Below are 25,447 nucleotides of genomic sequence, written 5' to 3'. Positions count from 1 at the left end.
GGACACGTTCGTCGACCGGATTCGGCCGGGTCGCCGGGGGCGCGCCGCGCGCGGTCCCGCGCTGTCGTGCATCCGCGCGCGAGTAAATCCTCGCTAGGCAGGGCCCCGAAGTCAGGACGGGCCCGCGGCGAGGAAGGATCTGCCTCATGGAGAGCGTCCTGCTGGGTGCAGCGCTGCTGGTGACCCTGGTCGCTCTCGTCATCGTGATCCTGTGGCGCCCCGGCATGCCCGGCAGAGCCGCGGCGGAGATCGCGCGTGCGCAGAGCGAGGCCGACGAGATCCGGTCGAAGGCGAAGCGGGACGCCGAGGACGTCGTGGAGAAGGCCGAGCGGGAGACGCAGCGGATGGTGGCCGCGGCCCGCGCCGAGGTCGAGGAGGAGGGCCGCGGGCTGCGCGACGACCTGCGGACCGTCCGGGAGGATCTGGAGCGCCGGGAGGCCCGGCTCGCCGAGCGCGAGCAGCGGCTGGACGGCGAGATGCGGCGGCTCGAGGAGTGGCAGGGGCGGCTCACCGAGGCCAGGCAGGCCCTCGACGCCCGCAAGGAGGAGCTGGCCGGCGTCGCCGAGGAGCGCCGCAAGGTGCTGGAGCGGGCGGCCGGGCTGACCGCCGAGCAGGCCAAGGGCGAGCTGGTCGCGGCGATCGAGAACCAGGCGAAGCGCGAGTCGATCCCCATCGTGCGGGAGATCGAGAACACGGCGCGGGCGGAGGGCGAGAAGCGCGCCCGCAAGATCGTGACGCTGGCGATCCAGCGGGTCGCCAGCGAGCAGACGGCCGAGTCGGTCGTGTCGGTGCTGCACCTGCCGAGCGACGAGATGAAGGGCCGCATCATCGGGCGGGAAGGCCGCAACATCCGGGCGTTCGAGACGACGACCGGGGTGAACCTGATCATCGACGACACGCCCGAGGCGGTGCTGCTGAGCTGCTTCGACCCGGTGCGCCGGGAGGTCGGGCGGCTGACGCTGGAGAAGCTCGTCCTGGACGGCCGCATCCACCCGCAGCGCATCGAGGAGATCTACGAGCGCAGCCGGAGCGACGTGGAGCAGCTGTGCGTCCGGGCCGGTGAGGACGCCCTGGTCGAGGTCGGCATCGCCGACATGCACCCGGAGCTGATCGCGCTGCTCGGGCAGCTGCGGTACCGGACGTCCTACGGGCAGAACGTGCTCAAGCACCTGATCGAGTCCGCGCACATCGCGGGCGTCATGGCGAGCGAGTTGCGGCTGCCCGTCGAGGTCGCCAAGCGCTGCACGCTGCTGCACGACATCGGCAAGGCGCTCACGCACGAGGTGGAGGGCAGCCACGCGCTGATCGGCGCCGAGATCGCCCGCCGGTACGGGGAGCACGAGGACGTCGTCCACGCGATCGAGGCGCACCACAACGAGGTCGAGGTCCGGACGGTCGAGGCGGTGCTCACGCAGGCGGCGGACGCCGTGAGCGGCAGCCGCCCGGGGGCGCGCAGGGAGTCGCTGGAGGCCTACGTCAAGCGCCTCGAACGGCTGGAGCAGATCGCCCGCGAGAAGCACGAGGGCGTCGAGAAGGTCTTCGCCATGCAGGCCGGACGCGAGATCCGCGTGATGGTGAAGCCGGACACGGTCGACGACATCCAGGCGCAGGTCATCGCCCGCGACATCGCCAAGCAGGTCGAGGACGAGCTGACCTACCCGGGCCAGATCCGCGTCACCGTCGTGCGGGAGTCCCGCGCCATCGAGTTCGCGCGCTGAGCGCCGCGCGGGCGTTCGGCGGGAGTTCAGCGTCCCGTCCGGCCCGCGACATCCTCCGCCGTGATGATCAGGTCATCGCACGGCGGAAGGATCTTCGTGAACAAGGTTTCCATGCTCGGGTGCGCGGCCGTCGCGGGCGCCGCGCTCACCGCGTCGCTCACCGTGGCGGGCATCGCGCAGGCCACGCCCGGCCGGGCGGCCGGTAAGCGGACGCACGCGGTGATCGTCGGTCACCGCGGCTCGCCGGGGCAGGCGCCTGAGGAGACGCTCGCCTCTTACCGCAACGCCATGCGGGAGAGGGCGGACGTCCTGGAAGGCGACGTGCAGCTCACGTCCGACAAGCAGATCGTCCTGGTGCACGACGACACGCTCGCCAGGACCACCGACGTGGAGGAGGTCTACCCCGACAGGGCGCCGTGGAGGGTCGGCCAGTTCACGCTCGCCGAGATCAAGGGACTGGACGCCGGGTCCTGGTTCGACAAGCGCTACGCGGGGCAGCGGGTGCCGACCCTCAAAGAGCTGCTGAAGGTCGCGGGCCGTGACACCGGCCTCAGCCTGGAGCTGAAGGCGCCCGCCAACAGCCCTGGAGTGGCCACCCTCCTGGCGAAGGAGCTGAATGCCGCGCGGCTCACCGACGGGGCGACGCTGCGGTCGGGCGCGTACCGCGTGCAGGTGCACTCGCGTGACCAGGCCGCGCTCAAGGAGTTCCACGCGTCCGCGCCGAAGGTGCAGCTCTCCTACCTGACCGGCGGGCGCATGCTCCCCGACGGCGAGCTCGCGTCGCTGGGCGGCTGGACGGCCGGCGTGTACGCGCATCCCCGCGTGACCAGCGCCGCCGACGTCGAGCGCGCGCACGCCAAGGGCCTGAAGGTCATCAGCGACCCCGTCGACAGCCCCGCGGAGGTCGCGATGGCCGCGAACCAGGGGTACGACTGGGTCACGTCGAACTTCGCCGGGACGGCACGCCGGGTCCTCGACGGCAGGACGCCGTTCCCCTCCGCGCGGGGCGTGGTCGTCGACAGCGTCTTCCCCAACCCGAGCGGCGACGACGTCCAGCCGGACGACAGCGAGCACGTCGTCCTGCGCAACACGACGTCGCGTCCGGTCGACGTGGGCGGCGCCTACCTGCGCGACCAGGCGGGCAACCTCATGAGGATCGGCGACGGGTACGCGGTCCCGCCGGGGAGCCTGCTGCGCGTCCACGTCGGCCCCGGCACGAACCGTCCCGACGCCTACTACAACGGCCTGACGGTCGGGTTCCTGAACAACACCTCGGGCGACACGGTGTCGCTCTTCGGGGCCGACCACTCCCTGCTCGACGTCCAGTCCTACATCGTTCCCTGAGGTCAGCCCACCGTCAGGTTGATGGGTTCCACGCCGCGCGGCTCGAAACCGAGGGTCTGGCCGTAGAAGGCGAGTTCGGACTCCAGGGAGCGGATGACCGTGCCCGCCTTCCGGAACCCGTGCGACTCGCCCTCGAACGTGAGGTAGGCGTACGGCATCTTCTTGTCGGCCAGCGCCAGCGCGAACCGCTCGGACTGGTCCGGCGGCACCACCGGGTCGTTCAGCCCCTGCAGCAGCAGGACGGGACACGCCGTCTTGTCGGCGTGGCCGAGCGGTGAGCGCTCCTCGTAGGCGCGCTCGAAGCCGGGCAGGGGGCCGATGAGGCCGAACAGGTAGTGCGACTCGAAGTCGTGGGTGGCCTCGGCGAAGCTCTGCAGGTCGCTGATGCCGAAGTAGGACGTCGCGGCCTTGAACACGTCGGTCTGCGTGATCGCGGCCAGCGTCGTCCAGCCGCCCGCGGAACCGCCCCGGATGGCCAGCCGCGCCGGGTCGGCTATACCGCCGTCCACGAGCGCCTGGGCGGCGGCTATCGCGTCCTCCACGTCGACCACGCCCCACTGGCGGCGCAGCCGTTCGCGGTAGGCGCGGCCGTAGCCGGTCGATCCGCCGTAGTTGACGTCGATGACGCCGATGCCGCGGCTGGTGAAGTAGACCCGCTCCAGGTCGAGCACCGTGGAGACCCGGCCGGTCGGCCCGCCGTGCACGAACACGACGTACGGCGGCAGCTCGCCCTCGGGCGCGGCCGCCTCCGGGTTCGTGGGCGGGAACACGTAGGCGTGGACGGGGCGCCCGAACGGCCCCTCCAGGCGTTCGGCGCGCGGCTTGGACAGGTACGCGACGTTCGGCAGCTCGGCCAGCTCGCGGCGCAGCCCCTCGACCCGCCCGGTCGTGGTGTCGACCCGGACGACGGAGGCCGGCAGGTCGGGGCCGCCGCCGATGCCGACGATCGTCGTCCCGTCCGCGGACAGCTGCGTCGCCCAGTGCTCGTAGGGGACCTCCAGGTCGACGAGGTCGAGCGTCTCCGGGTCGTAGACGCCGAGCCGCATGTCGCCCTCCCCGTGCAGGACGGCGAGGCGCCCGTCGCCGAGCAGCGCGTACGGCATGCCGCCGAGCTGCCACAGCGGGCCGGCGAACTCCTCCTCGGCCGGGTAGAGCGCCTGCGGGGACTCGCCGTGCAGGCCGACCTGGTAGATGTTCCACCAGCCGGGCCAGTCGGAGATGACGTACAGGGACTCGTCGTCGCGCCACAGCGGCGCGAGGGCCGACTCCTTCAGCCCGCCCTTGACGGTCCGGGGCGCGACCGTGCGGCCGTCCTCGAGCGCGGCGACGCGCACCTCGGTGCCGTCCCACGGCATGCGCGGGTGGTTCCACTGCACCCACGCCAGGTGCCCGCCGCCCGGCGAGGGGGCGGGGCTCGCGTAGAACTGCGCGCCGGTGACCAGCTCGCGGATGGCGCCGGCGTCCTCGGCGGCGCGGCCGTCCAGCGGGACGGCGACGATGGCGCGCCGGATGCCCGTCACGGCGGGCTCCTCGGCGGGCGCCGGCGCCTCCTCGCCCTCGGCGGGCGCGGGCTCCGGCGGCGCGGCGATGTGGCCCTCGCACACGCACCAGATCTCCGTCCCGTCCGGGGACAGGACGTAGTCGGCGTACCGCAGCCCCGCCGGGACGGCCGGCGCGGGCGTCAGCGGGTAGGGCTTCGGGTCGCCCTCGTCCAGCCGGTGGAGCCGCTGGTCGTCGTAGTTGGAGAACACGACCGACCAGCCCTCGGCGGTGCGGATCGGCAGGTAGGACCGGCCGCCGTACTCGTGGACGCGGGTGCGCGCGTCCCACGGCGCCTGCAGCAGCTCCGTGCGATGCCCGCCCTTGAGATGGATGACCGTGGTCCGCCCGTCCTCCTCGGGCCGGGTCTCCTGCCACCAGACGTCATCGCCCGCGACGGTGGGGAAACTGAGGCGCAGCCGGGCGCGGGCGACATCGGCCGCGGAGATGGGGGAGGGCCAGGAGCCGTAGGGGAGGGTCGCACGAGCGGTCATAACAGGAATCGTCCCGCATACGGGGATCGGTTGGGGCCATGACGGCCCGTTTGACTTCGGAAAGATACAAGGCGGCCACCAGGAGACTCACCGGTGGGAGCCGCCCGGACGGCGCTGGAGACGGCGACGGGGGCGCCGCCGGAGACCGGCGGCGCCCCCGAAGCGGGCGTGCGGGAGGCGTCAGGTCGACGGGACCGACTGCTGTGCGACCCCGACCCCGGCGACCGGCGGCGCCCCGCCCGTCCCCATGGTCTTCGCCTGCGTCTTGCGGCTGCGGCGGCTGCGCGCCTCCAGCCACGTCGCCAGCCGGCTCACCGACATGTTGATCGCGATGTAGATGACCGCGACCACGATCCCCGCCTGCAGGACGTTGTTGCTGTAGTTGGCGGGCACCTGCTTGAAGCCCGCCTGCAGCAGCTCGGGGTAGGCGATGATGAACCCGAGCGCGGTGTCCTTGAGCAGGACGACGATCTGGCTGACGATCGCCGGCATCATCACGGTGATGGCCTGCGGCAGCAGGACGAGCCGCATGACGCCGTTCTTGCGCAGGCCGATCGAGTAGGCGGCCTCCGACTGGCCCTTCGGGATCGACAGGACGCCCGCGCGGACGACCTCGGCGAGCACCGAGCCGTTGTACATGGTGAGGCCGAACACGACCGCGGCGAACGCGGGCACGGTGACGACGCCGGCGTTGCTCTCCACGCCGAAGACCGAGAAGAAGTAGTCGACCGAGATGCGCTGCAGCTGGCCGAACTGCGACTCGGCGATCTCCGGGCTGATCTTGTTCGGGACGAAGAACGCCAGGAAGATCAGGATCAGCAGCGGGATGCCGCGGAAGAACTCCACGACCGCGCCGGCCGGGAGCCGGATCCACCAGTGGTCGGACAGCCGCGCCAGGCCGAACACGACGCCGAACAGCAGCGCCAGCACGGTCGCGACGGCGGCGGCCTTCAGCGTGTTCAGCAGGCCCGGGATGATCAGGTGCCGCCAGACCGTCCACTTGGTGAACGGCGTCCAGAGCTTCTCCGCGAACTGGCCCTTGTCGGCCAGCCGCCAGATGAGCGCGGCGAAGACCGCGGCGAGCACCACCGTCACGACGGTGGTGAGCACCATGTTCCGCCTCCGGGCCCGCGGCCCGGGGATGTCGAAGAGGACGGTCGCTTCCTTGCTCACCGGCCCTGCCTTTCCGGGGGGCGGCCCCCAGGCCCCCGAAGTCGGTGGCCCGACGATCCTCGCTTCGCTGCGGTCATCGCGCCACCGCCATCCGCTTGGCCAGCCAGCCGAAGAAGTAGCCGGTCGGGAGGGTGAGGATCAGGAAGCCGACGGCCACGCCGAGGAACAGCGGGATGACGCCGTTGGCGAACGTGGGCTTGTCGACGATCGTCTTGGTGACCAGCGCCACCTCGGCGTAGCTCGCCGCGGACGCGACCGTGGTGTTCTTGATCATCGCGATGAAGACGCTGCCCAGCGGCGCGATGATCGCGCGGAACGCCTGCGGCAGGATGATCATGCGCAGCGACTGGGTGAAGGTCAGGCCGACCGACCGCGCCGCCTCCGCCTGCCCCAGCGGGACGGTGTTGATCCCCGACCGGAGCGTCTCGCAGACGAAGGCGCCGGTGTAGGCGGACAGGCCGAGGACGGCCCACCAGTAGTAGGTGACCGACGAGTTCGACGAGAACTTCAGCGCGAGGATGTCGTTGAGCCCGAGGCTGCACATCAGCAGCACCAGCGTCAGCGGCGTGTTGCGGACGATGCTGACGTAGCCCGTGCCGAAGCCGCGCAGCACCGGGACGGGGGCGACGCGGAAGCTCGCCAGCACCGTGCCGATGACGAGGGAGAGCACCGCGGCCGCGGCCGCCAGGCGGATCGTCGCCCAGAACCCCTGCAGGATCTCGTCGAAGCTGTCGAAGAACGGGCTGAAATCAAACATTGCTCAGCTGTTTCATGGCGTTCCAGCGGTGTCGGGCCGGCGGCGGGGCCGGCACGGGTGGGGCCGCCCGAGCGGGCCGGTGCCGTCCGGCCGCGCCGGTGCGTCCCGGGAAAGCGCTCCCGTGGGACGCACCGGCGCGGCGGGGCTCAGGCACGGCCCCGGATCAGGAGCAGCCCTCCATCTGCGGGGCGGTCGTGACGAGCTTCAGGCCGGTGCCGGCGAAGTGCTTCTCCAGCAGCGTCTTGGCGGTGCCGTCGGAGTACATGTCGGTGATGGCCTTGTTGACGGCCTCGCAGGTCTCGGTGTCGCCCTTCTTGATGCCGACGCCGTACTTCTCGTCGGTGAAGGGGTCGTTGATGACCTTGAAGGAGCCCTTCTGCTGGTTGGCGAACCCGGCGAGGATCAGGTCGTCGGTGCTGACCGCGTCCAGCGCGCCGGACTTCAGCTTGCTCACGCACTCGGAGTAGCTGCTGGCGTCCACCAGCGTGACGCCCTTGATGTTGAGCTTGCCGTCCGGCGGGCCCTCGGTGATGCGGCGGAAGGAGTTGGACCCGGCGGCCTTGCAGAGCTTGTGGCCCTTGAGGTCGGCGGCCTTCTTGATGTCGTTGTTGTCGGCGTTGACCATCGTGTCCTGGTGCGCGACGTAGTAGGGACCGCCGAAGGTCACCTGCTTCTTGCGCGCCTCGGTGATGGAGTAGGTGGCGACGACGAGGTCGACCTGCCCGCCGCCGATGAACGACTCGCGGTTCGCGGAGGTCGTCTCCTTGAACGTGATGCCGCTCTCGGGGACGCCCAGCTTCTTGGCGATGTACTTGGCGACGTCGACGTCGAAGCCGTCGTAGGTGCCGTCGGGCTTCTTCAGGCCCAGCGCCGGCTGGTCGAACTTGATGCCGATGGTCAGCTTCTTGTCGTCCTTGGCCTTCTGGACGACGGTCTTGGCCTCGGTCTTCTCGGTGTCGCTGCCACACGCGCTGAGCGCCAGGGACAGCGCCATCCCCGCCCCGATGAGGGCGCCGAAACGACGTACTCGCATTGCTCGTCCTACCTCTGCTCTCTGCCGGAGCCCCGCGGCTCAGTGCGTGAGGATCTTTGAAAGGAAGTCCTTCGCGCGGTCGGTGCGCGCGTTGGTGAAGAACTCGTCGGGGGTGTTCTCCTCGACGATCTGGCCGTCCGCCATGAACACGACCTTCTGAGCGGCCCGCCGCGCGAACCCCATCTCGTGGGTGACGACGATCATCGTCATGCCCTCCCGCGCGAGGCCCGTCATGACGTCCAGCACCTCGTTGACCATCTCCGGGTCGAGCGCGGAGGTCGGCTCGTCGAAGAGCATCACCTTGGGCCGCATGGCGAGGGAGCGCGCGATCGCGGCCCGCTGCTGCTGCCCGCCGGACAGCTGCGCGGGGTACTTGCCGGCCTGGTTGGCGATGCCGACCCGGTCGAGCAGCTGCATCGCGTGCTCGTGCGACTCCTGCTTGCCCAGCTTGCGGACCTTCACCGGCCCGAGCATGACGTTCTCGAGGATCGTCTTGTGGGCGAACAGGTTGAACGACTGGAACACCATGCCGACGTCGGCGCGGAGCTTGGCGAGCTCCTTGCCCTCCTTGGGCAGCTCCTTGCCGTCCACGAGGATCGTGCCGCCGTCGATGGGCTCCAGCCGGTTGATCGACCGGCACAGGGTCGACTTGCCGCCCCCGGACGGGCCGATGACGACGACGACCTCGCCGGAGTTCACCGTGAGATTGATGTCCTTGAGGACGTGCAGCTCGCCGAAGTGCTTGTTGACGTTCTCCACCACGACGAGGGGCCGGGCCTCCGCTGGGGCCGGCTCCGGAACGGAGTCCTCCGGCTCGCCCTTGCTCAGGTCGAGCCCGCCTTCGCTGTCCGTCATGCGGTCGGACTTTACGTCATGCTCTGACCCGTGAAAGTCGCCGGGCGGTACCGATACGATCACGAATCCCCATGTCGGACGGGGTACGTCGTGGCAGAGAGTGATCATCCGGACGGGCCGGGAGGACGGGCGCCGGGTCCCGCCACGGTGCTGCGCTGCGCGTCGATGCGTTCCGCAGGGGCGCGGCGGGCCCGTACCCTTGGTTACCGTCATGAGTGCGCCAATGGAGACGGCCCCCCGTACGTACGAGATCCGTACCTACGGGTGCCAGATGAACGTCCACGACTCCGAGCGGCTGTCCGGGCTGCTGGAGTCGGCCGGGTACGTCCGCGCGGAGGGTGCCGAGCCCGACGTGGTGGTGTTCAACACCTGCGCGGTGCGTGAGAACGCCGACAATCGGCTTTACGGGAACCTAGGCCATCTCAGGCCGGTCAAGGACGGCCATCCGGGCATGCAGATCGCCGTCGGCGGCTGCCTCGCGCAGAAGGACCGCGACACCATCGTCAAACGGGCCCCCTGGGTGGACGTCGTGTTCGGCACCCACAACATCGGGTCGCTGCCGGCGCTGCTGGAGCGGGCCCGCGTGCAGAGCGAGGCCCAGGTCGAGATCGAAGAGTCGCTGGTGACCTTCCCCTCGACGCTGCCGACGCGCCGCGAGTCCCCGTACGCCGCGTGGGTGTCGATCTCCGTGGGCTGCAACAACACGTGCACGTTCTGCATCGTCCCGTCCCTGCGCGGCAAGGAGAAGGACCGCCGGCCGGGGGAGGTCCTCGCCGAGGTCGAGGCGCTCGTCGCCGAGGGCGTCCTGGAGGTCACGCTCCTGGGGCAGAACGTCAACGCCTACGGTTCGGGCTTCGGCGCGCTGTCGGCGGCGCCGGACGAGGTGCGCGCCATGACCGAGGGCGGCCAGTCCGCGTTCGCGGGGCTGCTGCGCGCGTGCGGGGGCGTGGAGGGCCTGGAGCGGGTCCGGTTCACCTCGCCGCACCCCAAGGACTTCACCGACGACGTCATCGCGGCGATGGCCGAGACGCCGAACGTGATGCCGTCGCTGCACATGCCGCTGCAGTCCGGGTCGGACGCGGTGCTGCGCGCGATGCGCCGGTCCTACCGGCAGGAGCGCTACCTCGGGATCATCGAGAAGGTCCGGGCCGCGATCCCGGACGCGGCGATCACCACCGACATCATCGTCGGGTTCCCCGGCGAGACCGAGGCCGACTTCGAGGAGACCCTGCACGTGGTGCGGGAGGCCCGGTTCTCGTCGGCGTTCACGTTCCAGTACTCCAAGCGTCCGGGCACCCCGGCCGCGACCATGGACGGCCAGCTGCCGAAGGAGGTCGTCCAGGAGCGGTACGAGCGGCTCGTCGCCCTCCAGGAGGAGATCTCCTGGGCGGAGAACAAGAAGCAGCTCGGCCGCACGCTGGAGGTCCTGGTCGCCGAGGGCGAGGGCCGCAAGGACGAGGCGACCCGCCGCCTGTCGGGGCGGGCGCGCGACAACCGCCTCGTGCACTTCACCGCACCGGCGGAGGCCGTCCGGCCCGGCGACATGGTCACCGTCGAGGTCACCTACGCCGCGCCGCACCACCTGGTCGCCGACAAGCCCGTCCTGGACGTCCGCCGGACGCGGGCGGGCGACGCGTGGGAGGCCCGCCAGGGCGGGGGCGGCGGTGCGGCCGGCGTCTCGCTGGGCATGCCGTCGATCGGGCGTCCGGCGCAGCCGGCGTCCCCGGTGCGGGGCTGCTCCTGAGACGGTTCGTCCCGGCGGGTCCGGTTTCCGAGGAGGCAGTGTGCTCGTAGCGGCGGCGGTGTGCCCGCATCCGCCGATCCTGGTCCCGGAGATGGCGGGGGAGGCGGCGCCCGAGCTGGACGGGGTGCGCGCCGCCTGCGACCGCGCCGTCGAGCGCCTCGCGGGCGCTGGCGCGCTGTTCGTCGTCGGGGGCGGGATGGAGACGCGGCTGTACGGGCCGGGCGCGTACGCGTCCCTCAGGCCCTACGGGTTCGACTGGACGAGCCCCGCCGAACCGGAGGACGGTGCCGAGGAGCTACCACTGTCCCTGACGATCGGGCGCTGGCTGCTGGAGCGCCGGGGGCTCGCCGCCGGTGCGCGCTATCAGGCCGTCGCGTCCGACGCCGATCCGGACGCGTGCCTGAAGCTCGGACAAGAGCTGGCGAAGGCGGGCGGCGATGTCGCACTGCTCGTGATGGGCGACGGGTCGGCATGCCGTTCGGAGAAGGCACCGGGCTACCTCGATGTGCGCGCGCGCCCGTACGACGATGGCGTGGCGCGCGCGCTCGGTTACGCGGACACCGCCGCCTTGGCCGCCCTGGACCCCGTTGTCTCCCAGGAGGTCCAGGCGGCCGGGCGTGCGGCGTGGCAGGTACTGGCGGGCGCGGCCGGTGGCACGGCCGGCCTCACCGGCGAGCTGCTCGCCGACGAGGCGCCGTACGGTGTCGGCTACTTCGTCGCCGCCTGGTCGCGGAGCGGCGGCCGCCGAGGCTAGGGCGTCTGGCCGCCGCCGGGGCGGCCGCCCGTGCCGGGGTCGCCGTGCTGCCCGGCCTGGCCGGTCTGCCCGCCCTGGCCGCTCTGGCCGCCCTGGCCGCTCTGGCCGCCCTCGCGCTCGATGTAGTCGCCGGCCTTCTCCTGGATCTTGTCGACCTTGTCGGCGTGCTTGCCGCCGGTCCGCTGGTCGAACATGTCCCCGGCCTTCTCGACGCCGTGCTTCGCCTTGTCGGCGTTCTGCCCGAGCATCTGCTTGACCTTGTCGACGATGGACATTGCCGATCCCCCCGGATCCGTCGTCCCGATCGGTGCGGCGCGAGGCCCGCGCGGCACCCGTACAACCACGCCCATACCCGTTCTGTTGCCACAATCAATCCCGTGACCTCACCTGATGCTCCCCACGTGATCGCGATCGTCGGCGCGACGGCCGCCGGGAAGTCCGACCTGGCGGTGGACCTCGCGCTGCGGCTGGACGGCGAGGCGGTCAACGCCGACTCGATGCAGCTCTACCGCGGCATGGACATCGGCACGGCGAAACTCTCCGCGGCCGAGATGCGCGGGGTCCCGCACCACCTGCTGGACGTCTGGGACGTGACGAGGACGGCGAGCGTCGCCGAGTACCAGCGGCTCAGCGCCGACGTGATCGCGGACGTCCGGGGCCGGGGGAGGCTGCCGGTGCTGGTCGGCGGGTCGGGCCTGTACGTGCGGGCGGCGCTGGACCACCTGGAGTTCCCGGGGACGGACCCGGCCGTCCGGGCGCGTCTGGAGGAGGAGCTGGCGCGGGTCGGGCCCGGCGTGCTGCACGAGCGGCTCCGCGGGCTGGACCCGGCCGCCGCGGAGGCGATCCTGCCGAGCAACGGGCGCCGGATCGTCCGCGCCCTGGAGGTCATCGAGATCACCGGCCGCCCCTTCACGGCGACGCTGCCCGAGCACCGGTACCGCTACGACTCGGCCCTGCAGATCGGGGTGGCCGTCCCGCGCGGGGCCCTGGACGAGCGCATCGCGCTGCGCGTGGAGCGGATGTGGGACGCGGGCCTGGTCGACGAGGTCCGCGAGCTGGAGAAGCGGGGCCTGCGGGACGGCCTGACCGCCGGCCGCGCCCTCGGCTACGCGCAGGTGCTGCGGTTCCTCGCCGGGGAGTGGACGCAGGAGCAGGCCAAGGAGGACACCGTCCGGACGACCCGCCGGTTCGCCCGCCGCCAGGAGTCGTGGTTCCGCCGCGACCCCCGCGTCCGATGGCTGCCCTACGACGCCCCCGACCTGGTCGAACGCGCGCTCGCCCTGATCGCGGAGGAGGCGGAGCGGGGCGCCTGACGGGAATCGCGAGCGGGCAATACGATCGAAGGATGCGGTTTGTCAAAGGCCACGGCACCGAGAACGACTTCGTGATCCTGCCCGACCCGGACGGCGTCCTCGACCTGACGCCGGAGGCCGTCGCGCGGCTGTGCGACCGGCGCGCCGGAATCGGCGCGGACGGCGTCCTGCGCGTCGTCCGGACCAAGGCGACCGACCATGAGGCGGACGCCGAGTGGTTCATGGACTACCGCAACGCCGACGGCAGTATCGCCGAGATGTGCGGCAACGGGATGCGCGTGTTCGCCCGCTACCTCGTCGACGCCGGCCTGGCGTCGCCCGGCGAGTGGAACGTGGCGACCCGCGCGGGCCTGCGCCGCGTGAAGCTCGGCGCGTCCGGCGACGTGAGCGTCGACATGGGCCTGCCCGAGCTGCTCGGCTACGGCGAGGCGTCCCTGGCGGGGACGACGTTCCAGGGCCGGCGGGTGTCGGTGGGGAACCCGCACCTGGCGTGCCGCGTGGACGAGCCGGTCGCCGCCCTGGACCTGTCGCGCGCCCCCGGCTTCGACCCGGCCGTGTTCCCGGACGGGGTGAACGTCGAGTTCTTCCGCGCGGTCGGGGAGCGGCACGTGGAGATGCGGGTGTTCGAGCGCGGGTCCGGCGAGACCCGCTCCTGCGGCACCGGGACGGTCGCGGTGGCGGCCGCCGCCGCCCTCGGGACCACCGGCGGGTCCGAGTGGACCGTGGACGTCCCGGGCGGGCGGGTGACCGTCACCCTCGACGGGGAGACCGCGTTTCTGCGGGGCCCGGCAGTCCTGGTCGCGGAGGGCGAGACCCGGCCGGGCTGGATCTGAAACATCCCGTCCCACCAGGTATTGTGGCGGTTCCAGGGCCGTCCCGGCATGAACGGGACCGGTGTCCCTCTCCAACGGGACCGTGTGCCGCATAACTTCTTACTTGCACACCCTCTGGTGAATGGCCCGTACGGACCGGGATGGGAGCCCCGGAGCCGTACGGAGCCTGAGGGCCGGTGGCGACCTTCTTGGCGGGGGGCGGTCACCGGCCCTCCCACCAGGGTGAGGCCGAGGATCACCCGGAGAACGCGTCAGGGATGGGCGCCGTTGACCGTGACCGGTAGCCTCGCCCGGACGAGCGTCCCGCCCTTGGGCCCGGGCCCCACCGTGCAGGATCCGCCGAGTTCGGCCGCGCGCTCGCGCATGGACGACATGCCGACGCCGGAGCGCAGGTGCTCGGGCAGCCCGACGCCGTCATCGCCGACCGTGACGTGCAGATCGCCGTTCAGGCACAGCGTCACCTCGGCGCAGCCGGCACCGGCGTGCCGGTGCACGTTCGTCAGCGCCTCCTGGACGATCCGGTACGCGGCGACTTCGGCGGCGGCCGGCAGGCCCGTCAGGTCTCCCTCGACGCGCACGTCGACCTTCGGGCCGTCCCCGGTGGCGACGACACCGCCGAGCGCCTGGATCGCGCCCTCCAGCCCGAGGTCGTCCAGCGCGGGCGGGCGCAGCCCGTACACGAGGTCGCGGATGTCGCCGATGGTGCGTCCCATGGTGGCGCGCAGGTCCTCCAGGAGGGCGTCGACCGCCTCCGGGTCGGTCTTCAGCGTGATGCGGGCCGCGTCCACCGTCATGGCGAGGCTGGCCAGGGTGGGGCCGAGCCCGTCGTGCAGGTCGCGGCGGAGCCGCCGCCGCTCCTCCTCGCGGGTGCGCAGGATGTGCGCGCGGGAGCGCTGGACGTCCGCGGCGAGCCGGGCCGCGTTCGCCAACTCGGCGAGGTTGCGGGCGAGGACGCCCGACAGCCGCGCGTCCGGGGTGCGGGTGACGCCGAACAGCAGCCGGCCCACCGGCTCGCCGTGCCACACCAGCGGGATGAGCTGCGGTTTCGCGCCGAGGACGCCGTCCTCGGCGGAGACCGTCCGGCCGTCGCGGTCCAGGACCTCGATCACCACACCGGTGGCGTGCAGCGCCGAGCGCGCCACCTCCGCGGCGACGGCGAGCGCGGCGGCCGGGTCGGCGGCCGTCTGGAGCCGCCGGTTGAGGCGGTCGGCGATCCGGTACGGGTCGCGCTCGCCGTGGATGAACCCGTCCACGGTCCGCTGGAGGCGCCGCCGGACGGGCTCGAACACCGCGCCCGCGACGATCGCCCCGGCGAGCCCGGCGAGGGTGCCCCGGCCGTGGGCGAGGACGCTCGCGGCGCCCACCAGCGCGAAGTACACGCCGGTGATGACGGCGACGAGCCCGGCGTAGACGAGCGTCCGGCTGACCACAAGGTCGATGTCGTAGAGCCGGTACCGGGTGATGGCGATCGCGACGCAGATCGGGACCGCGACGATCGTGATGTTGCGCAGCGGGTCGCCGATCGGGCTGTTCTCCCCTATGTAGATGACCGCCTCGGCGAGGATGCCGGGATAGACGACCCACCCGATCTGCCGCCGCACGTCCGGCGTCGCCCGCACGAACCGGACGAGCACCGACAGCAGCCCCGTGGCCAGGGTGCCGATGATGACGACGCTGATCGGCAGCGGGATCTCGTCGAACGGGTACACCGACACCCCGTTGTGCCACCGCCGCACGCTCGGGTCGAGCGTCAGGTGGACGCACACGATGACCGGCACGAGGCAGGCCAGCACCAGCACGGGCCGGAACCACCGCGAGACGAGGCGCCCGTCCGGGAAGATCAGCGGCAGGACCAGCGTCAGCGCGTAGGTGTCGACGGCCCACAGCCAGGTGCTGACCCAGTCGACGAACCCGGCCGCGCCCCATCCCTGCCGTTCCGCCCACGGCGCGAGGTTCAGCGACAGCACGTACGTCGCCGCGCTGACGCCGGCGCCGACCATGAGCCAGGCGACCTTCAGCCCCGGCCGGTACCGCAGCAGGACGGCGCCGGCGGGCGTCCACGCCAGCGCGACGAGGATCTCCGGATGCCACCACACCATCCGCACGCCGGACGGCAGCTCGGCGCCGATGGCGAGCGACGCGGCGACGAACCCGACCGCAGTGAGCGCCAGCAGGACGCCGATCCGTCCCGCCGCGCGGCCGTGTCCTGCCGTCTCCATCGACCAACTCCCCGCCCGAAAGTAATGGAATGTTAAAGCGTCCAGCTCCCTGTCTCGCAGTACCGGCGGCGTCCGCCTCAGGACACACCGGCCCGGTGCGCCTTCCGCGACCGACGGGCACGGTGCACCCGGCGTGCGGCGATGGTAACCGCCGATCCCGCTGAGGAGAACAGAAGTCCCAGGTCACCGCACCTTTCGTAACATTCTCGTACGCTCCGTGCCCGATTCACCTCAACCCGTGACCTCTACTCCCCGGTACACCTTGCGCGCGGGCGCCGTCGAGGGCGGCCTTGAGCGACGCGACGTCGCCGAGGTCGCCGCGCACGAGCGCGCCGCCGCCCTGCTCGCCGGTCGCTCCGGTGACCAGCACGGCGTCGGCTCTCGTCGCCCGCGACGGGGCCCAGGTCTCCTTAAAGGAGATCGCCCGCGAGGCCGGCGTGGGCTCGGCCACCTTGCACCGGCACTTCCCGTCCCGGCGCGTCCTGCTCGAAGAGGTGTTCCAGGACACCGTCGAACGCCTCCGCCGCCGAGCGGCCGCCGGTGATGACCCCAGAAGACCCTGGTCAGCTGGCTGGAAGAACTGACGATCGCCGCCGCGAACACCCGTGGCCTGTCCGCCTCGCTCGCCGCCGGGTCAGCGGACGACGGCTTCCCGCCCGGCGAAACCTGCCACGCCGTCATGCGCGAGGCGACGACAACCCTGATGGACCGCGCCCGCGCAACGAACGCCGTCCGCCCCGAAGTCACCCCAGAAGACCTACTGACCCTGACCAGCGCCATCTCCCAGATAGCCGAAGGCGCCCCCCCAACAGCCCGCCGCCTACTACACCTGGCCCTAAACGGCATCTGGCCCTAACCATCCCGCGCCCCAGACGCGGCGCCCCTGGCCGAACACAAAACACCCCCGGCGGCCCACGGCATCTCTGCCTCGGCCCCGGGGGCTTCTAGCAGAACTAGAACTGCTTGAGGGCCGCGGTGAAGCGCCGGAAGTCCTCGCGGTTCACGAGGATGTAGCCACCATTCGGATTCTTGCTGTCACGCAGTGCGACAGCGCTCGAGGTGCTGGCGACCTCAATGCAGTGGCCACCGTTGTCGCCGCTGCGTGAGGACTTGCGCCACTTGGCGGTGCTCAGGTCCATCTCTCGCCAATCCACCCTTCCTAGCAACGCTCGCTCACTCTTCGCGCTGGGTGCTCGGCCTGCTCGATGTAGTTCTGCTGCAACCCTGGGCGGGTTAGAGGTTCTTGAGAGCGTCGGCGAAGCACCGGAAGTCCTCGCGACTCACGAGGATCTTGGGTCCGTAGGGGTCCTTGCTGTCGCGGACACCTACACCTTCCGGCATCGCGGCAAGCTCTACGCACTCACCTCCGGTCGAAGTCGAGCGGGTGGCCTTTCGCCAGACGATCTTGTCTGCTTCCACGACCATGCCTTCCTGTGGATCTCGTCCGACGATCGACACTCGGAGGGCCAGCGATGACTAGAGGCTCTTGAGGGCTTCTGCGAAGTGACGGAAGTCCTTACGGCTCAGGAGGATGTGGCCACTGTCCGGATCCTTGCTGTCGCGCAGTGCGACTGCGTTCGAGGTGCCCGTGACCTCAACGCAGTTGTCGCCTGCGTCGCTGCTCCTGGAAGCCTTGCGCCATGCCGAGGTGATCAGGTCCATCTCTCGTCTATCACCTTTCTGATCAGCGTTCGCGAGTCCCTCACGTTGAGTGCCTCCGCTTGCAGTGTAACGAAGGCTTCTGCCGCTATCCCCACCTCGTGGGGCTTCGTAGACGTCTCGCCTCCATAGGCTTTCTGTGTATATACCACCTCGCGCCGATCTGGCATTGTGGCAATGGTGAACGGTGTCCAGACCCCTCGGTAGTAGGCCGTTGGTGCAATCTGGATATTGATCCGTTCGTGGTATGACAGTTCGATGAGGTATTCGAGCTGCTCTCGCATGGTCTTCTTGCAGTCCACTTCGGTGAACAGGACATTTTCGTGCATTACCACGGAGATGATTGGCGGGGGATCTCTATGGAGGATTTTCTCCTGTCTCCGCATCCTGCTCTTGTAGACCTCTTCGTCCGGGAGCAGGAAGCGAGCATACGCCTCTGTCTGGAAGAGGCCGTAGACCGTTGATGCCTCGTAGCCGCGCAGCATCACGCATGTCGCTTCGGCTTTGGGGAAATCCACGAAGAATGCCGGATACTTGATGGACTTGAGTCTTTCGACCAGTTCATCCCAGGAGCGGACGATCTCGCCGTTTGCGTTGAGTGCCTTGTCCACCCGCATGGCGAAGTCTCGGCGGCACTTGGTGCGTCCGCGCTCTACATGGCTGACGTAGGAGCGTGCGACGTTGACCTGCCGGGCTAGTTCGGCCTGGTTGATGCCGGCTGCTTCGCGCCTGCGTTTGATCTCCTGAGCGAATCCGACCAGCTCAGGGTCGATCTGCATCCTGTTCTCCCTGCTGGGGGCCATGTCGATCTTCCTTGCGCGTTGAGGGCGTGTTGAACGATTGCTAGACAGATGCTGGTACTTCTCGGGTCTCCTATTAACGTACGCCTTCCTGTGCGTTGATGTGGAGAGTCAGAGAGGTCGTTGCAAAGGTCGTAGCGATGCAAACAACTGCACTTGCACCAGAGGTGCCGATATTGGTCCTCGACCCCACGGAGCATGCCCCGGGTCTCGCCCGGCGCTTCCTCGCGGACTGCTTCCGCGATCTTGGAATCGCCGACGACTATGTCGGCCGGCTGGTGGTCACCGAATTGGTGACCAATGCTTATAAGCACGTCGGAACCGGGCAGATCGTCGTCCGGATCTTCGAGGACGAGCGCGACGGTCTGGTGGTCGTCGAGGTCTGGGATGAAGGCGACGGAATACCGGTCGTCAAGGACGAGGACTGTGACGCGCTCGACGGACGTGGTCTGTTGCTGATGGCTCAACTCGTACACGACTGGGGCACGCGGCCGACCAACGAGGGAGGAAAAATCGTATGGGCGAAGTTCGTCCGCTGACCGTACGGGCGGAGCGGCACATGTTGCGGGTGCGTACCCGCCTCGGTCGGTCCACGGCGGTGCGGTATCTCGATCTTCTCGCCGTGGCGCTCAAGCCGAAGGGGTACCGCTTCGTCTGGCTCTATCGGCCGGATGAGTTCCCCATCTCGCTGCCGCTGCTCTGGGTCTGCGCGGTCGGCCCTGACGGCCACGTGGGTCTCGTCGTGAGCGCCCGGGTCGTCGCCGGCGGGGCGTGGGCGTACCACGAGGCTCAGGGCGGGCGGTACGGCTACCTCTTCCCCTGCGGGGACGTGCTGGCAGCGGCCGAGCAGGCCGACAAGCTCCTCAAGCACAAGATGTACCCGGGGAACGCCTGGTGACCGGAAGGTGCGTCGTTCTGTCGACTCCTGTGATTTTCCTACGCGGTGTGTGATCGATCGGTAGCATTCCGTGCTCTGTGCTGGGTGGTCCGGGAGGTAGGGCGTTGGCGGGGTTTCTGCTGCGGCGGCTGGTGAGCCGTGGCCTGCTGGTCGTTCTCGCCGGAAGCCTCGCCTACCTGCTCGCTGCTACCACGCTCGATCCACGGGCCTCGTTCGAGGGGCGCACGCCGCGTCCGGCGGAAGCCGTGATCGACGCTCGGCTCAGCGCGCTCAACCTCAACGACCGGACGCCCCTGGTCGACCGCTACCGCGTGTGGGCCTGGAGCGTCCTGAACGGTGACTTCGGCCGAACGCAGGAGGGCGAGCCCGTCAACGCGGAGTTACGGCGCCGTCTTGCCGTCAGCCTGCGGCTGCTCGTTCCTGGCGGCGTCCTCGGAGGCGTCCTGGGAATTCTCCTTGGCACTTACGCGGCGGCCAGGCGTGGACGGGGCGCCGACCGGCTCGTCACGAGCGGTTCCTATCTTCTGTTGGCCATTCCTGTGTTCGTCCTGGCGGTGCTGTTACAGACGATCGCCGTCATGGTGAACGGTGCGGTGGGTGCGCGGGTGTTCGTGTGGGTGGGTGACTCCACGGCGGGGGAGCCGGGCGTGCTCGGCGGGGTTCTTGACCAGGTTCGGCATCTGTTGCTTCCGGCCTCTGTGATCGCGCTGGCGCAGGTCGCCCTCTATAGCCGCTACCAGCGTGCCCTCGTCCTGGACGTCCTGCACGCCGACTTCGTCCGGACCGCGCGGGCGAAAGGGCTCCGGCGGCGGAGCGCCCTGGTGCGACATGGGCTGCGGACTGCGCTCGTCCCGATGACGACGTACTTCGCTTATGCCTCGGGGCTTCTCGTCCTCGGCACGGTGTTCGTTGAGAAGGCGTTCGGACGGCACGGCATGGGCGAATGGCTGGTCGACTCGATCGCGCGAGGTGATGTCAACGCGGTCGCGGCGATCGACTGCGTTGCAGCCTGCGCGGTGGTGGTAGCGGGGTTGCTGTCGGACGTCCTGAACGGCTTGCTCGACCCGCGCGTCCGGCTCGGGGGCATGCCGTGACCCGGCGGGGTGTCGTCGGGCTTGTGCTGCTGGTGGCGGTGTTCGCGTTGGCGTTCGCGGGGCCGTTCATATCGCCGTGGCGTTGGTACGAGATCGACTTCACGGCGTTCGGTCGCGGGCCGTCCGCGCGGCATTGGCTCGGGACGACGCAGAGTGGGCGGGACGTCTTCGCGCTCACGCTGCGAGGGGCGCAGAAGTCGCTGGTGATCGGTCTTCTTGCCGCCTTGTTGTCGACCGGGGTCGCCGCTGTCGTCGGCACGGTCGCCGGGTTCGTGGGCGGGCTGCTCGACCGAGCTCTTATGTGGGGCGTCGATCTCCTGCTGGTGTTGCCGCCGCTGCTCGTCGTCGCCGTTCTGGCGCCGGGCGGGGGATGGGCGATGCTCGCGCCGGTGCTCGCCGCGTTCATGTGGATGCTCACCGCCAGGGTGGTGCGGGCAATGACGCTGTCGGCGCGGGAACGCGAGTACGTGCTCGCCGCCCGGTTCGCGGGAGTGAGCGCTTCACGCGCGATCGTCCGGCACGTCCTGCCGCAGGTCGCGTCGCTGCTGATCGTGGACGCGAGCCTGACCGCCGGCGTCGCCATCATCGCCGAGGGCGGGCTGTCGTTCCTCGGCCTCGGCGTCCGGCCGCCGGATGTCTCACTCGGCACGATCATCGCGGACGGTCGGGGCTCGGTGGCCACATGGCCGTTCATGTCCGCCGCGGGGCTGCTCGTCCTGATCGTCCTCGCTGTGAACCTGCTCGGTGACGGGCTGCGGGACGTTCTCGACCCCCTCAGAGACGGGCGCTGATGGTGCTGGAGGTCACCGACCTGACAGTCGGATACCCGGGTGGTGTGAGCGCCCTGCGAGGGGTGGGCTTCGAGGTCGGGGCGGGCGAGGTCCTCGGGGTCGTCGGTGAATCGGGAGCAGGGAAGACCGCGCTCGCACTCGCGGTGATGGGACTCCTGCCGGACGGTGCCGACGTGGCGGGATCGGTGCGCTTGCGCGGGGAGGAACTGATCGGGTGCTCTGATGCCGAACTCTCCCGCGTGCGCGGCAGGGACTTGGCGATGGTGTTCCAGGAGTCGGCGCTCACGCCCGTTCACACCGTGGGCGACCAGATCGGTGAGGCCGTCCGTGTCCACTCCAAAGTCACGCGAGCGGCGGCGCGTGCGCGGGCGGCGGAGCTGCTCGACCTGGTCGGCATCCCGCGCGGGCGGGCGCGCGCGTACCCGCACGAATTCTCCGGCGGGATGCGGCAGCGCGTGATGATCGCCATGGCCATCGCCAACCGTCCGGGCCTGATCCTGGCGGACGAGCCGACGGCCGGGCTGGACGTGACCGTCCAAGCGCAGGTCTTGGACGTCCTCCGAACCGCGAAGGACGCTACTGGTGCCGCGATCGTCCTGATCACGCACGACCTGCGGATGCTCGACGGCTTCGCCGATCGAGTGATGGTGCTGCATGAGGGACAGGTCGTCGAGAAGGGCCCATTAGGGCGGGTCTACCGGGGGCTGGGGTCCGCGTCTCGCCTGGGCAGGGATGACGCGTCCAATCCTCGGCCCGAGCGTCCTGTCGTGTTGCGGGTGGACGGCCTTATCCGGCATTACCCCGTCTTCCAGGGGACGCTGGTGCGTCGCCGAGTGGGAAGCGTGTGCGCTGTGGACGGCATCGGATTCGACGTCCGAGAAGGTGAGACCCTCGCAATCGTCGGCGAGTCGGGATGTGGCAAGACCACGACCCTCATGGAGGTCCTGCGCTTGTCGCAGCCGCAGAAGGGGCGAGTGGTCGTACTAGGTCAGGACACGGCGTCTCTGAGTGCGAGTCGGCGAAAAGCTCTGCGGCGCGACGTCCAGGTCGTTTTTCAGGACCCGGTCGCATCACTCAACCCTCGAATGCGCGTCGCCGACATCATCGCCGAGCCTCTGACCGCGCACGGGTTCCCGTCCTCGCTGACCGGAAGCCGCGTCAGAGAGTTGCTGGAGTTGGTCGGCTTGGAAAGTGACCACGCACGGCGATACCTGCACGCGCTCTCAGGTGGACAGAGGCAGCGCGTGGCCATAGCAAGAGCCATCGCCCTGGAACCGCGTCTGCTCCTCTTGGACGAACCCGTGTCGGCCCTGGACGCATCCACACAGGCCACCATCATCACCCTGCTGGAGAGCCTCCAAGACCGTCTCGGCCTGGCGTATTTGCTCGTCGCCCATGACATGGCCGTCGTTCACCGCATCGCCGACCGGATCGCTGTCATGTACATGGGCCGCGTCATCGAACTGGGCCCGACTCACGACGTGTATCAGGCGCCGGCCCACCCTTACACCCGCGCACTGCTCCATCGCGTCCCTCTCCAGGGAGAACCGCCAGACCCGTTGTCGCCGCTCGCCGGATGCCGCTTCCGTTCCCGGTGCCCCCGCTACGTCACGCTCGCCGAAGAGGACGCCCGCTTGTGCGACGAACAGGATCCAGAGCCGTTGAAAGACCTAGGTCGATCGGTCGCCTGCCACCATCCCCTCATCGGAGCCAAGGCCACGCAGTGAAACGGATCCTCGGCGCAGCCCTTCTGACCCTCGTCCTGATGACCGGATGCGGTGACCTGAGCGAGAAGAACAGCGCGTTCGGTCAACTGCCGGCTTCTGACGTCAACCCCACTCCGCGCGACCGCATCGTGAACGGCGGGACGCTCCGCTGGCCGCTGCCGGAGTTTCCCTCCCAGTGGAACTTCAACCACGTCAACGGAACCAAGGGCGCCGTGGAGCATGTCATCCAGGGCGTCCTGCCGTATCTGATGCGCGCCGACGAGAAATCCGTCCCACACCCCGTCCCCGAGTACCTGGAATCGGCCGCGCTGAAACGCACCGAGCACGGCCAGACCGTCACCTACAAGCTCAACCCACGAGCCAAATGGTCCGACGGACGTCCCCTCGGATACGCCGATTTCGTGGCCCAAGCCCACGCGCTCTCCGGACGAGACCCCCGCTACGAGGTCTCCACCGTCTCCGGATACCGCCTGATCAAGCACATCGAACAAGGCGCCCGCCCGAACGAAGTGATGGTGACGTTCGCCCGGACGTACGCCGACTGGCGGAGTCTGTTCAGCCCGCTCTATCCAGCCGCCGCCTACTCCACCCCACGCGCGTTCAACACCGCCTGGATGAACCGACTGCCCATCACCGCAGGCCCGTTCAGAGTCCAGCGGATAGACCGCACGGACAAGACCCTCACGTTGGTTCGCGACCGGTCCTGGTGGGGCCCACCCGCCAAGCTCGACCGCATCGTCTACCGCGCCATGGACACCAGCGCGATGCCCGGCGCCTTCGCCAACCACGAGATCGACCTGATGGACATCGGCCTCGACGCAGCCGCAATGCAGCGCGTCCAGAACGTCCCCAACAGTGATGTCCGCCGCGCAGGCGGCCCTGACTGGCGGCACTTCACGTTCAACGCCTCCGCCCCCGTCCTGTCCGATGTGCGCGTACGACGAGCAGTGATGCTCGGCATCGACCGCCGAGTCATCGCACGGTCCGATCTGTCCGGCCTCGGCGTCCCTGTCCAAACGCTCGGAAATCACTTCTACGTCAACACACAGACTGGCTACCAGGACAACTCATCAGCACTCGGCGGGTACGACCCCACGCGCGCCAAGCAACTCCTGGACGAAGCAGGCTGGCACCCCCACGGCAAGTACCGCTCCAAGTCCGGACGCACGTTAGCGCTCCGTTTCGTGATTCCGTCCGGAGTGCCCGTGAGCAAGCGCGAAGGCGAACTGACACGCGCGCTGCTCGAACGCATTGGCGTCCGGGTGGACATCCGGCCCATCCCCGCCGACGACGCGCTCGATACCTACGTCACGCAAGGGAACTTCGACATCGTCCCGTTCTCATGGCTCGGCACATCGTTCCCCGTCTCGCCTATGCGAGCCGTGTTCGCAAGCCCGCGCAAGGGCCGCGTCCAGCAGAACTACTCCCGCACCGGAACGGCCGCCATAGACACGGCCATGGATCAGGCCATAGCCGAGACCGACCCGTCCCGGATTCACGCGCTCGTGAACAGAGCCGACCGGCTCATCTGGCGGCAGGCATCGGTGCTGCCGCTGTACCAGCGTCCGCAACTGGTCGCCGCGCGCTCAGACCTGGCCAACCTTGGAGCATGCGGCTTCCTGGAGCCCGCCTACCAGGACATCGGCTTCACGAGCCGCCGAGCGCCCCGTGGACACGAGCCCGCGCCGTCAGAGCCCCGGTCCCGGCCCTGAGCCGGTCGTGCTCCGAGCGGTCGAGGGCCGGAGCGTCGCCGCGGCGCTCTCGGCGCTGACGGGAGCGGAGTCCGCCGCAGGCGCGTTGGAGCGGCCGCGGGCGGCCGGAGTACGGCGGTCGGGGCTCGGTGGGCGGCGGGTCGGTGGTCAGGGGAAGGCGAGCCGGATGCCCTTGCGGTCGCTCGTGTAGCGCGCGTTCCACACGTACAGCCGCAGGTCGTCGGCGGAGAGGCCGTCGTCGACCGGGAGATCGGAGGCGATCCGGACCACGTACGACGCGCCCGCCGGGATCATCGTGCTGCCGCTGTCCTCGACCGGTGCCTTCGCCCCGTCGATCCGGGCGGTGATCTTGCTGTGGTTGGGGAGCGTGCACATGTCGTCGGGGATGCCCGCCTGCGGCATGCACCGCTCCTGCGCCGCCTTGGGCACCTTCGACTTCGGCATGAACAGGTCGGCCGGGTAGTCCAGCAGGACGGCCCGCCGCTGGGTGTTCGTGAGGATGTAGTCGGCGTAGGCGTACGTCGTCCCGGACGGCGGCGCCTTCGTGGCGCCGAGCGGCTGCCGGTCGGTCCCCGCGCGGACGGCGGCCAGGCTGTAGCCGTAGCCCTCCGGCGTCGTGAAGTTGATCGGCGGGCCGGCCTTCGGCGCGGGGACGGCGGAGCCCGGCTGGGCGCTGTCGCCCTGGCTCGCCAGCGTCGGCTGCGCGGCCTCCTCGGCGCCGCCCCCTCCGGGGCGCAGGATGACGATCCCGGCGGCGATCGCGGCGATCCCCACGGCCCCGGTGACGGCCCCGGCGAGGCCGAGCCTGCCCGCGCTGGTCTTCTTTCTTCGGCGGTGCGATCGGTACGGCTGATAGCTGTTGGACATGGTGGTGCGTGCTCCCTCGGGCCTGCTCCAGGCTCAGTAAGCGCGTCCTGTCGTGCTGTGGTCGGCGACGGCTGGCACACGATACCGGACGCCCGGGTCGGCGGGACGGCCGGATCGGCGGTG

At 70.0% G+C, this 25,447-nt stretch carries 27 protein-coding genes; 14 read left to right on the top strand and 13 right to left on the bottom strand.

Annotated features, from left to right (window positions below; genetic code table 11):
* Nucleotides 1-158 precede the first annotated feature (158 nt).
* Nucleotides 159-1,718 (top strand): ribonuclease Y, encoded by a 1,560-nt coding sequence (rny, locus tag ABFX46_RS26450; RefSeq protein ID WP_428831315.1) that lies wholly within the window; start codon nt 159-161, stop codon nt 1,716-1,718.
* Nucleotides 1,719-1,814: 96 nt separating this feature from the next.
* On the top strand, nt 1,815-3,062 hold the full coding sequence (locus ABFX46_RS26445) for a glycerophosphodiester phosphodiesterase family protein (protein ID WP_346046112.1): 1,248 nt from the start codon (nt 1,815-1,817) through the stop codon (nt 3,060-3,062).
* 2 nt (nt 3,063-3,064) lie between these two features.
* On the opposite strand, the gene ABFX46_RS26440 is transcribed toward ABFX46_RS26445, so the two are convergent.
* From ABFX46_RS26440 to ABFX46_RS26420, 5 genes are all read right to left on the bottom strand, one after another.
* Entirely contained in the window at nt 3,065-5,095 is a 2,031-nt protein-coding gene (locus ABFX46_RS26440; protein WP_346046110.1) for a S9 family peptidase, read from the bottom strand.
* Nucleotides 5,096-5,275: 180 nt separating this feature from the next.
* Complete coding sequence (locus ABFX46_RS26435; RefSeq protein WP_346046108.1) at nt 5,276-6,268, bottom strand: amino acid ABC transporter permease; 993 nt, start codon at nt 6,266-6,268, stop codon at nt 5,276-5,278.
* 73 nt (nt 6,269-6,341) lie between these two features.
* Entirely contained in the window at nt 6,342-7,025 is a 684-nt protein-coding gene (locus ABFX46_RS26430; RefSeq protein ID WP_346046106.1) for an amino acid ABC transporter permease, read from the bottom strand.
* 163 nt (nt 7,026-7,188) lie between these two features.
* Nucleotides 7,189-8,058 (bottom strand): glutamate ABC transporter substrate-binding protein, encoded by an 870-nt coding sequence (locus ABFX46_RS26425; protein ID WP_346046104.1) that lies wholly within the window; start codon nt 8,056-8,058, stop codon nt 7,189-7,191.
* Nucleotides 8,059-8,097: 39 nt separating this feature from the next.
* Nucleotides 8,098-8,820, bottom strand: coding sequence for an amino acid ABC transporter ATP-binding protein (locus ABFX46_RS26420; RefSeq protein ID WP_346046201.1), 723 nt, complete (start codon nt 8,818-8,820; stop codon nt 8,098-8,100).
* A 316-nt stretch (nt 8,821-9,136) separates the two neighbouring features.
* Between ABFX46_RS26420 and miaB the strand changes: the two genes are divergently transcribed.
* Both miaB and ABFX46_RS26410 read left to right on the top strand, forming a co-directional pair.
* On the top strand, nt 9,137-10,657 hold the full coding sequence (gene miaB / locus ABFX46_RS26415) for a tRNA (N6-isopentenyl adenosine(37)-C2)-methylthiotransferase MiaB (protein ID WP_346046102.1): 1,521 nt from the start codon (nt 9,137-9,139) through the stop codon (nt 10,655-10,657).
* A gap of 40 nt (nt 10,658-10,697) precedes the next feature.
* Nucleotides 10,698-11,411, top strand: a complete 714-nt coding sequence (locus ABFX46_RS26410; protein ID WP_346046100.1) for a class III extradiol ring-cleavage dioxygenase family protein — start codon at nt 10,698-10,700, stop codon at nt 11,409-11,411.
* Here the strand turns inward: ABFX46_RS26410 and ABFX46_RS26405 are convergent.
* The gene (locus ABFX46_RS26405) at nt 11,408-11,686 is read right to left on the bottom strand and encodes an antitoxin (protein WP_346046098.1); all 279 of its coding nucleotides are present in this window, start codon (nt 11,684-11,686) and stop codon (nt 11,408-11,410) included. The two genes, ABFX46_RS26410 and ABFX46_RS26405, sit on opposite strands and share 4 nt — an antisense overlap.
* 126 nt (nt 11,687-11,812) lie before the next feature.
* On the opposite strand from ABFX46_RS26405, the gene miaA reads away from it, so the two are divergent.
* Nucleotides 11,813-12,724, top strand: a complete 912-nt coding sequence (gene miaA / locus ABFX46_RS26400) for a tRNA (adenosine(37)-N6)-dimethylallyltransferase MiaA (protein ID WP_346046199.1) — start codon at nt 11,813-11,815, stop codon at nt 12,722-12,724.
* A 32-nt stretch (nt 12,725-12,756) separates the two neighbouring features.
* Nucleotides 12,757-13,557 (top strand): diaminopimelate epimerase, encoded by an 801-nt coding sequence (dapF, locus tag ABFX46_RS26395; protein WP_346046096.1) that lies wholly within the window; start codon nt 12,757-12,759, stop codon nt 13,555-13,557.
* Between the two features lie 251 nt (nt 13,558-13,808).
* Here dapF and ABFX46_RS26390 read toward each other — a convergent pair whose 3' ends face one another.
* Entirely contained in the window at nt 13,809-15,776 is a 1,968-nt protein-coding gene (locus ABFX46_RS26390; RefSeq protein WP_346046094.1) for a sensor histidine kinase, read from the bottom strand.
* Between the two features lie 226 nt (nt 15,777-16,002).
* The gene (locus ABFX46_RS26385) at nt 16,003-16,227 is read right to left on the bottom strand and encodes a hypothetical protein (protein WP_346046092.1); all 225 of its coding nucleotides are present in this window, start codon (nt 16,225-16,227) and stop codon (nt 16,003-16,005) included.
* Between ABFX46_RS26385 and ABFX46_RS43580 the strand changes: the two genes are divergently transcribed.
* Together ABFX46_RS43580 and ABFX46_RS43575 are read left to right on the top strand one after the other, a co-directional pair.
* Nucleotides 16,136-16,360: a TetR/AcrR family transcriptional regulator gene (locus tag ABFX46_RS43580; protein ID WP_428831313.1), complete on the top strand. Its 225-nt coding sequence runs from the start codon at nt 16,136-16,138 to the stop codon at nt 16,358-16,360. The two genes, ABFX46_RS26385 and ABFX46_RS43580, sit on opposite strands and share 92 nt — an antisense overlap.
* Nucleotides 16,336-16,632 carry an SbtR family transcriptional regulator gene (locus ABFX46_RS43575; RefSeq protein WP_428831314.1) on the top strand — a complete coding sequence of 99 codons (297 nt, stop codon included), beginning with the start codon at nt 16,336-16,338 and terminating at the stop codon, nt 16,630-16,632. Before ABFX46_RS43580 ends, ABFX46_RS43575 begins: the two co-directional genes overlap by 25 nt.
* Nucleotides 16,633-16,729: 97 nt before the next feature.
* Here ABFX46_RS43575 and ABFX46_RS26380 read toward each other — a convergent pair whose 3' ends face one another.
* The 4 genes from ABFX46_RS26380 to ABFX46_RS26365 all read right to left on the bottom strand — a co-directional run bounded on the left by ABFX46_RS26380 (nt 16,730) and on the right by ABFX46_RS26365 (nt 18,238).
* On the bottom strand, nt 16,730-16,915 hold the full coding sequence (locus ABFX46_RS26380; protein WP_346046090.1) for a DUF397 domain-containing protein: 186 nt from the start codon (nt 16,913-16,915) through the stop codon (nt 16,730-16,732).
* A 94-nt stretch (nt 16,916-17,009) separates the two neighbouring features.
* Nucleotides 17,010-17,201, bottom strand: a complete 192-nt coding sequence (locus ABFX46_RS26375) for a DUF397 domain-containing protein (RefSeq protein ID WP_346046089.1) — start codon at nt 17,199-17,201, stop codon at nt 17,010-17,012.
* 51 nt (nt 17,202-17,252) lie between these two features.
* Nucleotides 17,253-17,438: a DUF397 domain-containing protein gene (locus ABFX46_RS26370; RefSeq protein WP_346046087.1), complete on the bottom strand. Its 186-nt coding sequence runs from the start codon at nt 17,436-17,438 to the stop codon at nt 17,253-17,255.
* Complete coding sequence (locus ABFX46_RS26365) at nt 17,429-18,238, bottom strand: helix-turn-helix domain-containing protein (RefSeq protein WP_346046086.1); 810 nt, start codon at nt 18,236-18,238, stop codon at nt 17,429-17,431. Before ABFX46_RS26365 ends, ABFX46_RS26370 begins: the two co-directional genes overlap by 10 nt.
* A 173-nt stretch (nt 18,239-18,411) precedes the next feature.
* On the opposite strand from ABFX46_RS26365, the gene ABFX46_RS26360 reads away from it, so the two are divergent.
* The 6 genes from ABFX46_RS26360 to ABFX46_RS26335 all read left to right on the top strand — a co-directional run bounded on the left by ABFX46_RS26360 (nt 18,412) and on the right by ABFX46_RS26335 (nt 24,457).
* The gene (locus ABFX46_RS26360; protein ID WP_346046085.1) at nt 18,412-18,774 is read left to right on the top strand and encodes an ATP-binding protein; all 363 of its coding nucleotides are present in this window, start codon (nt 18,412-18,414) and stop codon (nt 18,772-18,774) included.
* Nucleotides 18,775-18,794: 20 nt separating this feature from the next.
* Complete coding sequence (locus ABFX46_RS26355) at nt 18,795-19,133, top strand: hypothetical protein (RefSeq protein WP_346046083.1); 339 nt, start codon at nt 18,795-18,797, stop codon at nt 19,131-19,133.
* Nucleotides 19,134-19,237: 104 nt separating this feature from the next.
* Nucleotides 19,238-20,227: an ABC transporter permease gene (locus ABFX46_RS26350; RefSeq protein ID WP_346046082.1), complete on the top strand. Its 990-nt coding sequence runs from the start codon at nt 19,238-19,240 to the stop codon at nt 20,225-20,227.
* Nucleotides 20,224-21,018, top strand: a complete 795-nt coding sequence (locus ABFX46_RS26345) for an ABC transporter permease (protein ID WP_346046081.1) — start codon at nt 20,224-20,226, stop codon at nt 21,016-21,018. The genes ABFX46_RS26350 and ABFX46_RS26345 overlap by 4 nt, the downstream gene beginning before the upstream one ends.
* Nucleotides 21,018-22,745 carry a dipeptide ABC transporter ATP-binding protein gene (locus ABFX46_RS26340; protein ID WP_346046080.1) on the top strand — a complete coding sequence of 576 codons (1,728 nt, stop codon included), beginning with the start codon at nt 21,018-21,020 and terminating at the stop codon, nt 22,743-22,745. Before ABFX46_RS26345 ends, ABFX46_RS26340 begins: the two co-directional genes overlap by 1 nt.
* A complete protein-coding gene (locus ABFX46_RS26335) occupies nt 22,742-24,457 on the top strand; it encodes an ABC transporter family substrate-binding protein (RefSeq protein ID WP_346046079.1) in 1,716 nt (571 codons plus the stop codon). The genes ABFX46_RS26340 and ABFX46_RS26335 overlap by 4 nt, the downstream gene beginning before the upstream one ends.
* Before the next feature lie 147 nt (nt 24,458-24,604).
* Here ABFX46_RS26335 and ABFX46_RS26330 read toward each other — a convergent pair whose 3' ends face one another.
* Entirely contained in the window at nt 24,605-25,324 is a 720-nt protein-coding gene (locus ABFX46_RS26330; protein ID WP_346046078.1) for a hypothetical protein, read from the bottom strand.
* Between the last annotated feature and the right edge of the window lie 123 nt (nt 25,325-25,447).

The sequence above is a fragment of the Actinomadura chokoriensis genome (assembly GCF_039529475.1).
GTDB lineage: Bacteria > Actinomycetota > Actinomycetes > Streptosporangiales > Streptosporangiaceae > Spirillospora > Spirillospora bangladeshensis.
The sequence above is the reverse complement of the archived record's forward strand: the minus strand, read 5'-3'. Positions and strand labels throughout refer to the sequence as shown.

Coding starts and splice junctions, on each gene's coding strand:
- ABFX46_RS26430 (WP_346046106.1), bottom strand. CDS start 7,025: ATGTTTGATTTCAGCCCGTTCTTCGACAGCTTCGACGAGATCCTGCAG.
- ABFX46_RS26405 (WP_346046098.1), bottom strand. CDS start 11,686: ATGTCCATCGTCGACAAGGTCAAGCAGATGCTCGGGCAGAACGCCGAC.
- dapF (WP_346046096.1), top strand. CDS start 12,757: ATGCGGTTTGTCAAAGGCCACGGCACCGAGAACGACTTCGTGATCCTG.
- ABFX46_RS26355 (WP_346046083.1), top strand. CDS start 18,795: ATGTTGCGGGTGCGTACCCGCCTCGGTCGGTCCACGGCGGTGCGGTAT.
- ABFX46_RS26330 (WP_346046078.1), bottom strand. CDS start 25,324: ATGTCCAACAGCTATCAGCCGTACCGATCGCACCGCCGAAGAAAGAAG.
- ABFX46_RS26425 (WP_346046104.1), bottom strand. CDS start 8,058: ATGCGAGTACGTCGTTTCGGCGCCCTCATCGGGGCGGGGATGGCGCTG.
- ABFX46_RS26370 (WP_346046087.1), bottom strand. CDS start 17,438: ATGGACCTGATCACCTCGGCATGGCGCAAGGCTTCCAGGAGCAGCGAC.
- ABFX46_RS26380 (WP_346046090.1), bottom strand. CDS start 16,915: ATGGACCTGAGCACCGCCAAGTGGCGCAAGTCCTCACGCAGCGGCGAC.
- ABFX46_RS26440 (WP_346046110.1), bottom strand. CDS start 5,095: ATGACCGCTCGTGCGACCCTCCCCTACGGCTCCTGGCCCTCCCCCATC.
- miaB (WP_346046102.1), top strand. CDS start 9,137: ATGGAGACGGCCCCCCGTACGTACGAGATCCGTACCTACGGGTGCCAG.
- ABFX46_RS26390 (WP_346046094.1), bottom strand. CDS start 15,776: ATGGAGACGGCAGGACACGGCCGCGCGGCGGGACGGATCGGCGTCCTG.
- ABFX46_RS26365 (WP_346046086.1), bottom strand. CDS start 18,238: ATGGCCCCCAGCAGGGAGAACAGGATGCAGATCGACCCTGAGCTGGTC.
- ABFX46_RS26340 (WP_346046080.1), top strand. CDS start 21,018: ATGGTGCTGGAGGTCACCGACCTGACAGTCGGATACCCGGGTGGTGTG.
- ABFX46_RS26375 (WP_346046089.1), bottom strand. CDS start 17,201: ATGGTCGTGGAAGCAGACAAGATCGTCTGGCGAAAGGCCACCCGCTCG.